Source organism: Mycobacterium sp. NTMscope_MAC_12 (assembly GCF_976985675.1).
Map to the genome: position 1 here is coordinate 2,974,275 of NZ_CDRJYY010000001.1, position 14,221 is coordinate 2,988,495.

General features: G+C 65.4%; 11 protein-coding genes. 7 read left to right on the forward strand and 4 right to left on the reverse strand.

Going from position 1 to position 14,221, the window contains the following annotated elements; translation table 11 throughout:
- Positions 1 to 5: 5 nt before the first annotated feature.
- The 3 genes from AC0KS4_RS13630 (at position 6) to AC0KS4_RS13640 (ending at position 3,445) form a co-directional block, all read left to right on the forward strand.
- Complete coding sequence (locus AC0KS4_RS13630) at positions 6 to 425, forward strand: DUF6653 family protein (RefSeq protein WP_308193062.1); 420 nt, start codon at positions 6 to 8, stop codon at positions 423 to 425.
- Between the two features lie 161 nt (positions 426 to 586).
- Positions 587 to 1,252: a TetR/AcrR family transcriptional regulator gene (locus tag AC0KS4_RS13635; RefSeq protein ID WP_238956132.1), complete on the forward strand. Its 666-nt coding sequence runs from the start codon at positions 587 to 589 to the stop codon at positions 1,250 to 1,252.
- 60 nt (positions 1,253 to 1,312) lie between these two features.
- Complete coding sequence (locus tag AC0KS4_RS13640; RefSeq protein WP_238956133.1) at positions 1,313 to 3,445, forward strand: Rv1355c family protein; 2,133 nt, start codon at positions 1,313 to 1,315, stop codon at positions 3,443 to 3,445.
- Positions 3,446 to 3,484: 39 nt separating this feature from the next.
- Here AC0KS4_RS13640 and AC0KS4_RS13645 read toward each other — a convergent pair whose 3' ends face one another.
- Positions 3,485 to 4,327 carry a class I SAM-dependent methyltransferase gene (locus AC0KS4_RS13645; protein WP_238956134.1) on the reverse strand — a complete coding sequence of 281 codons (843 nt, stop codon included), beginning with the start codon at positions 4,325 to 4,327 and terminating at the stop codon, positions 3,485 to 3,487.
- Positions 4,328 to 4,600: 273 nt separating this feature from the next.
- Here AC0KS4_RS13645 and AC0KS4_RS13650 point away from each other — a divergent pair, with 273 nt between their 5' ends.
- Both AC0KS4_RS13650 and AC0KS4_RS13655 read left to right on the forward strand, forming a co-directional pair.
- Positions 4,601 to 5,971 (forward strand): cytochrome P450, encoded by a 1,371-nt coding sequence (locus AC0KS4_RS13650; RefSeq protein ID WP_238956135.1) that lies wholly within the window; start codon positions 4,601 to 4,603, stop codon positions 5,969 to 5,971.
- A 215-nt stretch (positions 5,972 to 6,186) separates the two neighbouring features.
- Positions 6,187 to 8,052: a putative bifunctional diguanylate cyclase/phosphodiesterase gene (locus tag AC0KS4_RS13655; RefSeq protein WP_238956136.1), complete on the forward strand. Its 1,866-nt coding sequence runs from the start codon at positions 6,187 to 6,189 to the stop codon at positions 8,050 to 8,052.
- A 38-nt stretch (positions 8,053 to 8,090) separates the two neighbouring features.
- Here the strand turns inward: AC0KS4_RS13655 and AC0KS4_RS13660 are convergent, their stop codons facing one another.
- A complete protein-coding gene (locus AC0KS4_RS13660; RefSeq protein ID WP_225327504.1) occupies positions 8,091 to 8,693 on the reverse strand; it encodes a class I SAM-dependent methyltransferase in 603 nt (200 codons plus the stop codon).
- A 361-nt stretch (positions 8,694 to 9,054) separates the two neighbouring features.
- Positions 9,055 to 9,789: a hypothetical protein gene (locus tag AC0KS4_RS13665; protein ID WP_238956137.1), complete on the reverse strand. Its 735-nt coding sequence runs from the start codon at positions 9,787 to 9,789 to the stop codon at positions 9,055 to 9,057.
- A 338-nt stretch (positions 9,790 to 10,127) separates the two neighbouring features.
- Here AC0KS4_RS13665 and AC0KS4_RS13670 point away from each other — a divergent pair, with 338 nt between their 5' ends.
- The gene (locus tag AC0KS4_RS13670; RefSeq protein WP_225327502.1) at positions 10,128 to 10,373 is read left to right on the forward strand and encodes a hypothetical protein; all 246 of its coding nucleotides are present in this window, start codon (positions 10,128 to 10,130) and stop codon (positions 10,371 to 10,373) included.
- Between the two features lie 84 nt (positions 10,374 to 10,457).
- Here AC0KS4_RS13670 and uvrA read toward each other — a convergent pair whose 3' ends face one another.
- A complete protein-coding gene (gene uvrA, locus AC0KS4_RS13675; RefSeq protein WP_225327501.1) occupies positions 10,458 to 13,376 on the reverse strand; it encodes an excinuclease ABC subunit UvrA in 2,919 nt (972 codons plus the stop codon).
- A gap of 131 nt (positions 13,377 to 13,507) precedes the next feature.
- On the opposite strand from uvrA, the gene AC0KS4_RS13680 reads away from it, so the two are divergent.
- Positions 13,508 to 14,206 carry an MBL fold metallo-hydrolase gene (locus AC0KS4_RS13680; protein ID WP_238956138.1) on the forward strand — a complete coding sequence of 233 codons (699 nt, stop codon included), beginning with the start codon at positions 13,508 to 13,510 and terminating at the stop codon, positions 14,204 to 14,206.
- Positions 14,207 to 14,221: the final 15 nt, after the last annotated feature.

A 14,221-nucleotide genomic window follows, 5' to 3' on the forward strand; every position in this document is an offset into this window, starting at 1 on the left:
CGCGGGTGTTATCCGTTGCGCGCGTTCGGCGCGCGGTCTTCGCGCGGCACTGCCATCCGTGGAGCGCGTGGAGCCGCTGGGCGAGCACGCCGTTGATTCTGGTCCCGCCATGGACGCGGCAATGGAGCCACGCGGTGTGGATTGCGTTGTGGCTGGCCGTGAACCCGTTCATTTTCGGCAAGCCCGCGCATCACCGCGCATGGTCGACGCGGGCCATGCTGGGCGAGGAGCTGTGGATCAGCCGCCGCCCGCGCGATGCGGCGACAGCGGTCAGCGGGACGACGTCGGCCGCCGCATTGGGCGCGGTGCTCGCCGCCCGTCGCCGCCGGCTGCGGCCGGCGCTGATCGCGGTCGCCGTGCAGATGGCGCTGACCCTGGTGTACTGGCAGCAGATGGTCCGGTATCTCGAGCGGCAGTCGCGGTAACGGGACCTCGTGCGCGAGAACGCCGTTCGCCCGGGCCGCGCGCGGCCGTCAGGCGCGTGCCCGCGCGGAGGCCGCGGCGCAACGCAACCGCGGCAGTGATACGGAGATATGGTTATCCGATACCGCCATATCGTGACGCGATGCGGGTGTATTGTCCGCCCGTGGGACCCACCCGGCTGTTTCCGTACGACCCGCCCCCTCCAGCAGAACCCTCACCCAAAGAGCGGATTCGCGACGCCGCATTGAGCTGCTTTGCCGTTCGCGGCATCGCTGCCACGACGCTGCGCGCGGTTGCCGAGACCGCAGAGGTTTCGATTGGGCTGGTGCAGCACCACTTTCGCACCAAGGCCGCGCTGAGCGCCGCCGTCGATCAGTACGTCCTGCAGGCGGTTAGTGAGGCGTTGGAACCCGCTACGCTGCCCGAGCCACCCTCCGACAATCTCAACGAGGCCGGGCGCCGGCTGACCGCGCTGATGGTCGAACGTCCCGACGTGATGACCTATCTCGGACGCGCGCTCGCCGAGGGTGGCGCATTGGGTTCGGTCATCTTCACCGGGCTGGTGGGTATCAGCGCGGGCCAGGGCGACCAGTTCGGGCAACAGGGCAAACTCCGACCCGACCTGGATCCCGACTGGGGAGTACTCAACCCGCTCATCCTGCGCATCGGCGCCATCATTCTGCATCCCTACATCGAGCTCTACCTGGGTGAGTCGTTCTTCACCGCGCCGCAGCTGCGACGCTGGGACGCCGCGGTCACCAGCCTGATACGGCGAGGGCAATTCCTCGAGCAGACGGAGCCGCAGGATAAGGATGTCATCGCCTGGTGAGCGGCCAAACGCAGCGTTACGGGGGCCGACACGCCGGTCAGGTGCTATACACGAAACACCATGGACGAGCGCACCGTAACCGCGTACAGCGCACAAATTCTCGACTCCGATGAGCCCGGCGATCGTCTGGTATTGGACCGTCTTCGAACCGATCCCACCATCGAGGTCGTCGACCGACTCGACGCCCAACTGGCTAACCTGCGCGGTCTCCACCCGGCGCCGGATTCGACACTTCTCGGCGAAGGAACCCGATGGGCGTACTACCCGTGGCGGCGTGCCGTCGTTGCGGTGCTGGGGCCGCGTGGATTTCGGGCGTTACGGCTTGATCGCAACAGAAACAACATCACCATCGCGGAACAAGCCCGGCTCAGCTCGCTGACCATCGGCGTCGCTGGTCTTAGCGTCGGCCATGTCATCGCACACACCTTGGCGGTTCAGGGATTGTGTGGCCGGCTTCGGCTGGCAGATTTCGATCATTTGGAACTATCGAACCTGAATCGAGTGCCGGCCACTGTGTTCGACCTCGGGCTGAACAAAGCTCACGTGGCGGCGCGCAGGATTGCTGAGCTCGATCCCTACCTGGCGGTGGACGTGCTCGACACCGGGATTACCGCAGACACCATCGACGCGTTCTTGGATGGACTGGACATCGCCATCGAAGAGTGTGATTCGCTCGACATGAAGGTCGCCTTGCGGACGGCGGCCCGTGCCAGGCATCTCCCCGTGTTGATGGCGACCAGCGACCGGGGGCGCGTCGATGTCGAACGCTTCGATCAAGACCCTGAACGTCCGATCATGCATGGATTGCTGGACGAGCTCGACGTCGAGTTGGTGGCGGGCATGAGTACCCGGGAGAAGCTCCCGCACATGCTGCGTTACGACGAAGCCGGGCACATCTCGCCGCGCACTGCCGCATCGCTCATCGAGATCGACCGGTCGCTCTCGACGTGGCCCCAGCTAGCATCCGATGTCATAGTGGGCGCGTCGGCGTTGGCGGAGGCTGTCCGCAGAATCGGACTGGGCGAAAACCTGAGATCCGGCCGGTGCCGCATCGACACGGGCTGGGCGCTCGATCAACTGGGCGAGGTCGAAACGGCCCAGCATCGCCCTGCGCGTGACAACGAACTTGGAGATAACCCGGCACCTCCCGCAGTCGACGACACGATCGTCGCCGCCGCGATGCGCGCCCCCTCGGGGGGAAACAGCCAGCCGTGGCGCATCGACGCGCAACCGACCGAGCTCACCATAAGCGTTGCCACAGAACATACTTCGACGATGGACGTGGGCTTCCGCGGCAGCGCTGTCGCAGTGGGCGCCGCATTGTATAACGTGAGAATCGCCGCCGCCGCCCGTGGGATGCTCGGCCCGGTGAGTGTATCCGAAGGCGGCGCCGGGTCTCCGCTGCGGGCCACGATGCACTTCGGAAACGGTAGCGACCCGGCCCTGGCCGATCTTTATGAACCGATGCTCGTGCGCGAGACCAACCGTCATCGCGGAACAGCTCAGTCACTCGACGATCAGACGACGAAGTTACTCGCCGTGACGGCCGAGCGGGAAGGCGCGCGCCTGCACCTGCTCACCGAGCGAGACGACCTTTTGCGGGCCGCAACGATTTTCGGGGCCGCCGACCGCATCCGGTACTTGACGCCGCAACTGCACACAGAGATGGTTTCGGAACTGCGCTGGCCCGGGGATCCAGAACCCGACACGGGTATCGACGTGCGATCTCTCGAACTCGACGCCAGCGACTTGGCGTTGATGGATATCGTGCGCCGGTCCGATGTCATGGCTTACCTTGCGGAATGGAACGCCGGCAGTGCGCTGGGCGACGGCATGCGCGACGAAGTCCTCACGAGCTCCGCGCTGGCGGTGCTCACCGTGACCGGGGGGTGCCTGAGCGACTACGCCCGCGGCGGGTCGGCCGTTGAGGCGGTATGGATCGTCGCCCAGCGCGAAGGCCTCGCTGTCAGGCCGCTGTCGCCGGTCTTTCTGCATGCGCGAAGCGCTGCCGATCTCAATGAGTTATCGGCTGGCTTCGCCGGCGAATTAGCGCGATTACAAGACGATTTTGTGCGCCTCATCGCGACCGATCCAGAGGAATCGATCGTGCTGGTCTTGCGCTTGACCTCCGCGCCGCCACCGTCGGTGTCCAGTCGCCGCAGCCCGAGCCGGGTCCGCTCTGGGCCGCCCTGATGCGCCCGTCGCGTAACGAACGCCTGGGGCCATCGGACCTCAGAACGGTTTCGCCGTGAATCCCCATCGCAACAAAGCCGACTCGCGGCGGGCTTGACGGCTCAGCCGGGGATCACGCGTGCCAGTCAGCGCGTTCGGTTCGCCGCGCGCGCCGAACATCCAGTACGCCTGCAGGTAGGGCACCGGTGTCGAATGACCGCAGTGCATGCCTTGCAGACCCGCTGCGGCAAGCTCTTTCGACAGTTCCGCGATGGTGAACGCCGCCGCCTCGCTCGCAATGGCATCTTGGCGCAGGACGGCGGGCGAGGCGGGGTCGGCGATCTCCAGCATCTTGGGGGCGGCCGCCGGGTCCCGGAGGCGCTGAAAATCGGAAATCCATATTGCGGCCCCGCTGCGGCGTTGGATGGCAGCGATCTGCCCAAGGGCGCCGCGCAGCGTGTCGACATCCGGTAGCTGATGCAGTGTCCACATGCACGAGACGGCGTCCCACGGACCGGTTGAAACCCGTTCCGGCAACGCCGTGATGTCCTCCAGGCGCAGTTCGACACGTTCTCCGAGGCCTTCGGCGTCGAACAGCTCCCGCGCCGTGGACAGCATGTTGGGGGCGAGATCGACGGCGGTGGCCCGGATGTCGGGCCGTCGGCGCAGGACGGCACTGAGCGCACGGCCGGAGCCGACGCCGAGATCCAGCAAGTGGCCTCCGGGTGGCAGCAGCGCGTCAAGCGCGCGCGCACACAAGTCGTACACCGCGCACATGCCGGGGTTGGATGCACCACCAGAGTGGAACTGTGCGACGGACTCCGGACCGTCCACCACCATCGGCTCAGGAACGCGCTCCCGCCCCGGCGGATGCGACCGCTCACGCAAAACGATCCCAGGCATTCGCCATAGCGGCCGAATTCTCTTCACCCTCAACCTTTCATGGGTCCGCGTGATCGATTTCTCGTCAGGCTCTGGCGGCAGTCAGATACCCGGCCGAAGTGTCGTAGATGATTATTAACCTGTCTGCGCAGTCTGCACTGGCGTCCCGTTGAATTTCGCTGCGTCGAAACGAACGTCCTGGAATACTTGTCCGGTCAGCGGGGGCCGGAAAGCTTTCGGCCTGCGCGGTCGTTCGACCGGCGTAGGCAACAGCATTATCCGCAGGAGGTAGGCGTGGTTCAGGCCCTTGCACGTGACGGAATCGAATGCTTGCCCCTGCCGCCGGTGAACCCGATGCCTTACCGTCAGCGCCTCGCGGCGGTGCGGGAATTCAGCACGGGGACCGAACGGCTGCGTGACGCCGGCGGGCGGGTGACGTCGTTCAAGTTAGGGCCGCGATGGCTGATGCCCCCGATGGTGTTGGCGACGTCTCCGGAGGCCATCCGCGACATCCTCAGTACCAAAGACGATTCCGTGGACAAGACCACCCCGGTATTCGACCAAGTACGCCGCGTCATCGGCGCCAGCCTCACCGATCTTCCCTTCGAGCAATGGAAGCCACGCCGGCGCACCCTACAGCCGGTGTTCACCAAGCAGCGTGTGAGCGAGTTCGGCGGTCACATGGAGCAGGCGGCGCAATCGGTGAGCGAAGGCTGGCATGAGGACGCCCTGATCGATTTGGACGCCGAATGCCGCACGATCACGTTGCGCGCGCTGGGCCGATCGGTGCTCGGACTCGACCTGGAACAACGGGCCGACGAGGTCGTCGAGCCATTGCGGATCGCGTTGGCCTACGCGGTCAGGCGCGCGACGCGCCCGCTACGCGCGCCGCGCTGGTTGCCCACGCCGGCGCGTCGGCGCGCGCGAGCGGCAAGCGCCAAACTTCACGCCCTGACGCAGGAGATCCTGCGGGACTGCCGCGCCGACCCGACGCGAGTCGCACCCTTGGTCCATGCGCTCCTCGCCGCCGAGGATCCAGAGACCGGAAAACGGTTGTCTGATGAGGAGATTTGCGACGAGCTGGTGATGTTCCTCTTCGCCGGCCACGACACCACGACGACGGCATTGACGTATGCGCTGTGGTCTCTGGGACACCACGCCGATTGCCAGGACCGGGTGGCTGCAGAAGTCACGGCCCTGCCGGATCGGCCGCTGACGTCCGACGACATTCCGCAGCTTGGCTACACGGTGCAGGTGATACGGGAATCGTTGCGCCTGTGCCCCCCGGCGCCCACGGGGACACGCATGGCCTGCCGAGACGTCGAGGTGGGCGGCTACCGGGTGCCAAAGGGCACCATGCTCATTGTCGGGAGAATGGCGGTACAACGCGACCCCCTGCTTTGGGACGATCCGCTTCGCTTCGACCCGGATCGGTTCAGCCCGGAGAGCTTCAAAGCTCTCGATCGGTGGCAGTACGTGCCATTCGGCGGCGGACCGCGCTCGTGCATTGGCGACCATTTCGCCATGCTCGAAGTCACGCTCGCGTTGGCGACACTCATCCGCGGAGTCGAAATTCGCTCACTCGATGACGAATTTCCGCTCGCGTTGCACTTCACCATGATTGCTGGCGGTCCGATCCGTGCTCGCGTTCGTCCGCGCCGCTAACCCAGCTAACAGTCGTGGGTCGTAACTTCCGACGGCTGAGTCAGCAGACCGTCCGGAGGATCCATCCGGCGGCGCCGCGTTCCCTCGTCGAGACGCCTCTCGGTACCGATTCCACGCGACCCTGATCACACTCGGGCGTTAACGTGAGCGAATCATTGCTAGAGGCGCTATGCAATGCCAAACGCCGCGCACCGGATACCGCTACGGTTAGGGCAATGTCGGGCACCCTGGACCACCTGGTCACCGCTGCCGCTGCCGAGTTGATGGCGGCCACCGCGGCTGACTCTGCCGCGATCAGCCAACGCGTGCTCGGCAACCTGGTTCGCGACCTGGGTGTGGACTTCAGCTTTCTGCGACACAACGATCACTCCATCCGCGCGACCGTCCTCATCGCCGAATTCCCGCCGCGTAACGCCGACCCCGACCCGATCGGCCTGGTGTATTTCGCCGATGCCGACTCCATCTTCGCGCGGACCGAACACCTCAAGGTGCCCGAAGTGGTCCGCCCCGAACCGGAGAACGCCGACTATCAGCACCGTATCGAAGAGGGCACTGGAGCTCCCGCCGTCTCCCTGGCTGCCGTTCCGCTGCTGTCCGGCGACGTCACCACCGGCACGATGGCCTTCGGCAAGCTCGGAGACCGTGAATGGTTACCAGAAGAACTCAATGCGCTACAGGCGATCGCCGCGCTTTTCGCGCAGCTGCAGGCCCGCGTCGTCGCCGAGCAGCAGATCCACTACCTCGCTGAGCACGATGAACTCACCGGGCTGCTGAACCGCAGGGCGCTCATCGCGCACCTCGACAACCGGCTGGCGAAAGGACAGCCGGGCCCGGTTTCGGTCATATTCCTCGCCATTGACCGCTTCAAGGTCATCAATAGTCGCCTCGGCCAAGACGCCGGCGATCGATTTATCGAGGCGTTCGCCGCGTTACTTCGTGAGGCCACCCAGGTTCCATCAGTCATCGCCCGCTTCGGCGGCGACGAGTTTGGCGTCGTGCCATCCGCGGCCATGGATGTCGAGGCGGCTGAAACGTTCGCACACTCATTGCACGGTCGGGTTCGCCAACAAATACCCATCGACGGTGAGATGCTCAGTCGCACCGTAAGTATCGGCGTCGCCGCAGGCCTACCGGGGGACGAGACCACGTCAGACCTGCTACGGCGGGTCGACCAGGCCACCCGGTCGGCGAAGGCTTCCGGCGGCAACAACGTCGCAACGTTCCGACCGGAGATGTCTACGACAGACATGATCCGCAACGACATTGAGCTGCATCTGGAAGGGATGATCGAGGGCGGTGGTGGCGCGTTGGTGCTCCATTATCTCCCGGAGTTCGACATGCGTACCGGCGAGATCCTCGGCACTGAGGCGTTAATTCGTTGGCAACACCCAACTCTGGGTTTGTTGATGCCTGATTCGTTTATCCAGGTCGTGGAGTCGATCAACCTTGGTGCCAAACTCGGCCGCCTGGTAATGCGCTCTGCATGTGCGCAATTCGGACTCTGGCGGTCACACGGTGTCGGGGAGGGCACGGTGCTGCGGGTCAACGTATCTCCCGTACAGCTCGTCACGGCCGGCATCGTCGACACCGTCGCGGCCACCCTCGACGAGTTCGGGCTTGATCCCAGCACCGTGTGTCTGGAGATCACCGAAAGCGTTGTGGTCCAAGATATCGATGCAACACGTCAGACGTTGTTCGCGTTGAAGGACGTTGGAGTACAGATCGCCATCGATGACTTCGGCACCGGCTACAGTGTATTGACATATCTGAAGTCTCTTCCCGTCGATTCGCTCAAGATCGACAAGGGTTTTGTCCAGAGCCTCGATACCAACGCCGGCGATCTGGCGATCGTGCGCTCGACGATGGCCCTGGCTGACGCATTCGGGCTCGATGTCGTGGCCGAAGGGGTGGAAACCGTGGCCGCCGCCGAGAGGTTGCTCAGCCTGGGCTGCCATCGCGCACAAGGCTTTCTGCTGTCGCGGCCCCTCGACAGCGCGGCAATGGAGTCGCTGCTGGCCAAACGCGTCATACCGATGAACTTCTCCAGCACGCGGTTTTCCGGAACGGGAAACGCGGTTTAGACCCGCCGAACGCCCAACGCGGGCAGACGGTCGGTCGCTCAGGCGCGACGTTGGAACAGGTAGTAATTCGCCGGGGTTTTCTTATCGTCGAGTTCCTGCTCGTCGCCCGTGAACAACAGCGTCCAGCCGGCGGCGAAGCGCCGTTCGATCTCGGCGTGATCAATGCCCGGCACGCCGAACCGGCCCCCGGGAGGGAATGCGGCAATGAACAGCCGTGCGTCGGGTGCCGCCACTGCGGTGACTTCCCGGACGTACGCCTCACGGTCGCCGCCACTCATGTTGTGGATGCAAGCGTTGTCGACGATCAACTGGAAGCCCGTTCCGATCCCGGACTGACTCAGCTGCGTCACATCGGCACGGGCAAAATTGACCGAGACATCGGCGTTGCGCGCCTTCGCCCGCGCCTTTTCAAGAGGTTTCGCGACGTAATCGACCCCTGTGACCTCCCAGCCCTGCTGGGCGAGGTAGATGGCGCAATCTCCGGTGCCACATCCCACGTCGAGAGCCTGGCCCTTGGGAAGCGCAGGTGTGTCACCGGTTCCCTCGACCAGATCCCGCAGAGGCTGCCCGATCGGATGGCCCTCCCACGGCGTGAAGCCGACCCGGTAGAAGAACCGAAATCGCGTGTGCCGAGAAGCCATAGCCGCAATGATGGCATTCGCGGCAACCGGCCCGTCTCCGACCCCCGATCCGCATCATCGCGCTGGGCGCCGTGCGCGCCGGCGACCTCGACATCGCGCGTCGCGGGCCCGGTTCTCGTCGACCTCGGCGGGCATAGCCGCGGCGGCTCGCGAAGTACCTCGACGTAACGCTCAGTCGCGCAACGTCATCGCGAGCAAATTTGCGGTCTGGATGTTCGTCATCGTGGCCGCTATGCGCGCGGAGCTCATTGTGCGACACCGCCTTCCCGGTTTCACCGTGGACGCGGCGACGTCACGCTTGGGCTCAGCGATGGGCACGACACGACCCTAGAACACTTCGCAGCCAACCGGGACCGCGTTGTCAAGACGTCAGTTCTTCCAATGCCGAAAAGCGGCTGAGGATTTCGGCGTTCTCGGCGCACATCAGCTTGAATTGCCCCGGCTCGGCATGGGTGGAAAGGGTGCGCCGATCCCACCACATCACTTTGGTTCGGTAGTTTTCGTTCGGATAGGCCGCTGCCGGAACGCGCGCGGCCACGACGCCCCCGGAGGATTGCCACTGCTCCAGCACATGGGCCGCCGCGGTAGCCATCACGAATTGAGCACCCAGCAGCGTCATCGTCGGCAGGGCCGTGCGGGCCAAAACTCGGGAAAGCGACTGATTGCCATATTCGCGGGAATTGGCCCAAGCGCTTTTCACCTCCACAACACCAAACGGAAGCCGGTTGGCGATCATATGGCGCAACAGGGAAAGGCCCGGGCTGCCTTTCCACTCCACCAGAGCGTGCGAGTCCTCCGGCGAGCGCAAGGGCCCCACGACGCGCGTGCCCCCGACCACGCGCCCCTGCGGGTCAAGCGCGGCGAAGAACAGCGCCGTGTCCGCACCGTCCTGGATGGCGTCCACGTCGAGCACCCAATCCAGCCCGTGCCTGCGATAGCTGTCCAGCGCGCCTTCCAGGTATTGGTTCCACAGTGCGGGCTCGGCCCTCGGTGTGGAGGCGACGACCCAACATCCCGTCGCGTCATCGCGCCAGCCGGACACACTGTCCGACCGCGGGGCATCAAACACTCTTGCTTCGAGCTGAGCCGCTTCCATGGGTTTGCCTCCACTATTAACCGTGCGATCCGCACTATTTCTTGAACGCGTCTTGAATCGCTTTCTCAATTCGACTCGCGACAAATAACCAAGGAGATTGTGGCATAAGTAGCTAATGGCAGCCGCGCAGCGCGGGTGAAAGTTTCAACGCGCGCTTGCTCAGCGGCGCAGGGGATTTGACGAAAACGTCAGCTACCGTTCAGTAACCGGCGACGGCGGGCCGATTTATGGTTAACGCCGGCGTGCGGCTAGAGCACCCGAAATGCGACGCACAGCGACTCCAAGAACTGACAACGGATGTTGCCTATTTCGACAGCTGCGCGCAGTACCGTGGCGGTATGCCCGACGAACCGACCACTGAAGGCGTCGCCGATGCCGGATACGACGACGCCGGTGTGCCTACGTTCGAGTCCGTGCGCGACAAGATTGAGGCGAGGTACTCGACGGCACAAGGCTCCGCCGAACTCGATGCGGAGTCACCCGAGGGGCGCTCGGTCGAGGACGAGTACGACGAACGCCGGCGCGCCGCGGCCGAGCGGCTGGCCCAGATCCGCGAGTCGATGCGACGGGACGGCGACGCGTGAGGAACGCGGGGGCTACGCGGCCGTTGAGGGATTTGCCAGATGCCTTGCCCGACAACGCTATCGGCCGCTACCGCGAAAACGGGCTCAGGCGGTGGCTTTGCGGCGCCGGGTCGATCGGCGCGCGGGAGCGCTGGCCGGCGGTGCGCTGCGCCCGATGACCTCGGCGAGGAACTTCCCGGTGTAGCTCTCGGGCACCGCCGCGACGTCCTCCGGAGTGCCTTCCGCGACAACGGTTCCGCCCTCGGCGCCGCCTTCCGGGCCCATGTCGACGATCCAGTCCGAGGTCTTGATGACGTCCAGGTTGTGTTCGATGACGATGACCGTATTGCCCTTGTCGACAAGGCCGTTGATGACCTTGAGCAGCTTGCGGATGTCGTCGAAATGCAGCCCCGTGGTGGGCTCGTCGAGGATGTAGATGGTGCGTCCGGTGGAGCGCTTCTGCAGTTCGGCGGCCAGTTTGACGCGCTGCGCCTCGCCGCCGGACAGCGTCGGCGCCGGCTGGCCGAGCCGCACATAACCGAGGCCGACGTCGACCAGGGTGCGCAGATAGCGGTGGATGCCGGTGATCGGCTCGAAGAATTCGGCCGCCTCCTCGATGGACATGTCCAGCACCTCGGAGATGGTCTTGCCCTTGTAGTGCACCTCGAGGGTTTCCCGGTTGTACCGGGCGCCATGACACACCTCGCACGGGACGTACACGTCGGGCAAAAAGTTCATCTCGATCTTGATGGTGCCGTCACCGGTGCACGCTTCGCAGCGGCCGCCCTTGACGTTGAACGAGAACCGGCCCGGTTGGTAGCCACGGACTTTGGCCTCGGTGGTGGCGGCGAACAGGGTGCGGATCTTGTCGAACACGCCGGTGTAGGTGGCCGGATTCGACCGCGGCGTGCGCCCGATCGGCGACTGGTCCACCCGCACCAGCTTGTCCAGGTGGTCAAGCCCGGTGACCCGGGTGTGACGCCCGGGAACCTGCCGGGCGCCGTTGAGCCGGTTGGCCAGCACCGCCGCGAGGATGTCGTTGACCAGAGTCGACTTGCCGGACCCGGACACGCCGGTCACCGACGTGAGCACCCCGAGCGGGAACGAGACGTCGATGCCGCGCAGGTTGTGCTCGCGGGCGCCGACGACGGTGAGCTGACGGCGCCGGTCGACGGGACGCCGGATCGCCGGCATCTCGATGCTTTCCTTGCCCGACAGGTAGGCGCCCGTGATCGAGTCCTTGTTGGCCAGCAGCTCGCTGTAGGTGCCGCTGTGCACAATCTGGCCGCCGTGCTCGCCGGCCCGCGGGCCGATGTCCACGATCCAGTCGGCGTGCGCGATGGTGTCCTCGTCGTGCTCGACGACAATCAGCGTGTTGCCCAAACCCCTTAGGCGAGTAAGGGTTTCGATGAGGCGACGGTTGTCGCGCTGATGCAGCCCGATGGACGGCTCGTCGAGCACGTAGAGCACGCCCACCAGACCGGACCCGATCTGGGTGGCCAGCCGAATGCGTTGCGCCTCACCGCCGGACAGCGTGGCCGCCGCACGGGACAGCGACAGATATTCCAGCCCGACGTCGAGCAAAAAGCCCAGGCGCGACTGGATTTCCTTGAGCACCTGCCCGGCGATCGCCTGTTCGCGCGGCCCAAGGGTGAGGGTGTTGAGGAAGTCGGCGCAATCGGAGATCGACAGCTCACAGACCTCGGCGATGGACTTCTTGCCGCGATTCCCCGCGCTCAACGACACGGCCAGGATCTCCGGCTTGAGCCGGGTGCCCTCGCAGACCGGGCACGGCACGTCGCGCATGAAGCCCTCGTAGCGTTCCTTCATCTGCTCGGATTCGGTCTGCGCCATCTTGCGCTGCAAAAACGCCAGCACGCCCTCGAAATCGGCGTAGTACGACCGGGTTCGGCCGTACCGGTTGCGGTACCGCACGTGCACCTGATGGTCGGAGCCCTCGAGGATCGCCTTGCGGGCCTTGGCCGGCAGCTTGCGCCACGGGGTGTCGACGTCGAAGCCCAGCTCGTCACCGAGCCCGGCCATCATCCGGGTGAAGTACTCCCCCGTGTGGCCCGTCGACCACGGCGCCACCGCGCCCTCGGCCAGGGTGCGCTCGGGGTCGGGCACCACCAGGTCGGGGTCGACCTCCTTGCGGATGCCCAGCCCGCTGCACTCGGGGCAGGCGCCGTACGGCGAGTTGAACGAGAACGACCGCGGCTCCAGGTCGTCGACGGCCAGCGCGTGGCCGTTGGGGCAGGCCAGCTTCTCGGAGAACCGCTGCTCGCGATTGTGGGCGTCGTGCTCGTGATCGACGAACTCGAGCACCACGATGCCGTCGGCCAGATTCAGCGCGGTTTCCACCGAGTCGGTGAGCCGCTGCTTGGCGCTGGCCTTCACGGTGAGGCGGTCCACCACCACCTCGATGTCGTGCTTCTCCTGCTTCTTCAGCTTCGGCGGATCGGTCAGCGGATGCACGACGCCGTCGACCCGGACCCGGCTGTAGCCCTGGGCGTTGAGCTTCTCGAAGAGGTCGGCGAACTCGCCCTTGCGGGTGCGCACCACCGGGGCGAGCACCTGGAACCGGGTGCCCTCCGGCATCGCCAGCACCTGGTCCACGATTTGCTGCGGGGTCTGGCGGGCGATCCGCTCACCACACACCGGGCAGTGCGGGGTGCCCGCGCGCGCGTACAGCAACCGCAGGTAGTCGTAGACCTCGGTGATGGTGCCGACCGTCGACCTCGGATTGCGGTTGGTGGACTTCTGGTCGATGGACACCGCCGGGGAAAGGCCCTCGATGAAGTCCACGTCCGGCTTGTCCATCTGCCCGAGGAACTGGCGGGCGTAGGCCGACAGCGACTCCACGTAGCGCCGCTGCCCCTCGGCGAAAATCGTGTCGAAGGCCAGCGACGACTTGCCCGAACCCGACAGCCCGGTGAAGACGATCAGCGCGTCGCGGGGCAGGTCGAGGTCGACGCCGCGCAGGTTGTGCTCGCGGGCGCCCTTGATGATCAGACGGTCAGCCAACGCTGCCCCTCTCAGGAACTATCGGCAACTTTCCGTAGCCGCAAAGCCGATCCGGATCGGAATTGCGCACGGCGCATTCCATGCTATGTGTCCATACCGACAAGCAGCGTGTGACCAGTAACGTGGCCGCTATGACTGCCCAGGACGGCCCCACTGACAAGCTCGTCGACAACTACACGGGACACGTCGACCCTGGTACCGCGGCCCGCCGGACCCTACCCGGCGCCACGATCATAAAGGCGTCGGTGGGCCCCGTGGACAACAATGCTTATCTGGTGACGTGTTCCGCCACCGGCGAAACACTGCTCATCGACGCCGCCAACGATGCCGACGACCTGATCGGCCTCATCCGGCAGAACGCGCCGAAGGTGTCGTTGATCGTGACCAGCCATCAGCACTTCGACCACTGGCAGGCCCTGGACGCCGTGGCCAAAGCGACTGGCGCGCCGACCGCCGCCAACGAAATCGACGCCGAGGCGCTGCCGGTCAAGCCGGACCGTTTGCTGGCGGGCGGTGACACGGTGCGGATCGGCCAGCTGAACTTCGACGTCATCCACCTGCGGGGTCACACCCCCGGATCGATCGCGCTGGCCCTCGACGGACCCGCGACCGGCGGGGTCACGCAGTTGTTCACCGGCGACTGCCTGTTCCCGGGCGGCGTCGGCAAAACTTGGCAGCCCGGCGATTTCGAGCAGCTGCTCGACGACGTCACCACCCGGGTGTTCGACGTGTATGACGACTCGACCGTCATCTACCCCGGCCACGGCGACGACACGGTGTTGGGCGCCGAGCGCCCCCACCTGAGCGAATGGCGGGCGCGGGGCTGGTAGTCGCCGGCAGGCCGG

What these genes read in the sequence shown, in the direction of transcription:
- AC0KS4_RS13640 (WP_238956133.1), top strand. Translation starts at nt 1,313, where the DNA reads ATGGACGAGCGCACCGTAACCGCGTACAGCGCACAAATTCTCGACTCC.
- AC0KS4_RS13660 (WP_225327504.1), bottom strand. Translation starts at nt 8,693, where the DNA reads ATGGCTTCTCGGCACACGCGATTTCGGTTCTTCTACCGGGTCGGCTTC.
- AC0KS4_RS13655 (WP_238956136.1), top strand. Translation starts at nt 6,187, where the DNA reads ATGTCGGGCACCCTGGACCACCTGGTCACCGCTGCCGCTGCCGAGTTG.
- AC0KS4_RS13670 (WP_225327502.1), top strand. Translation starts at nt 10,128, where the DNA reads ATGCCCGACGAACCGACCACTGAAGGCGTCGCCGATGCCGGATACGAC.
- AC0KS4_RS13645 (WP_238956134.1), bottom strand. Translation starts at nt 4,327, where the DNA reads ATGCCTGGGATCGTTTTGCGTGAGCGGTCGCATCCGCCGGGGCGGGAG.
- AC0KS4_RS13680 (WP_238956138.1), top strand. Translation starts at nt 13,508, where the DNA reads ATGACTGCCCAGGACGGCCCCACTGACAAGCTCGTCGACAACTACACG.
- AC0KS4_RS13665 (WP_238956137.1), bottom strand. Translation starts at nt 9,789, where the DNA reads ATGGAAGCGGCTCAGCTCGAAGCAAGAGTGTTTGATGCCCCGCGGTCG.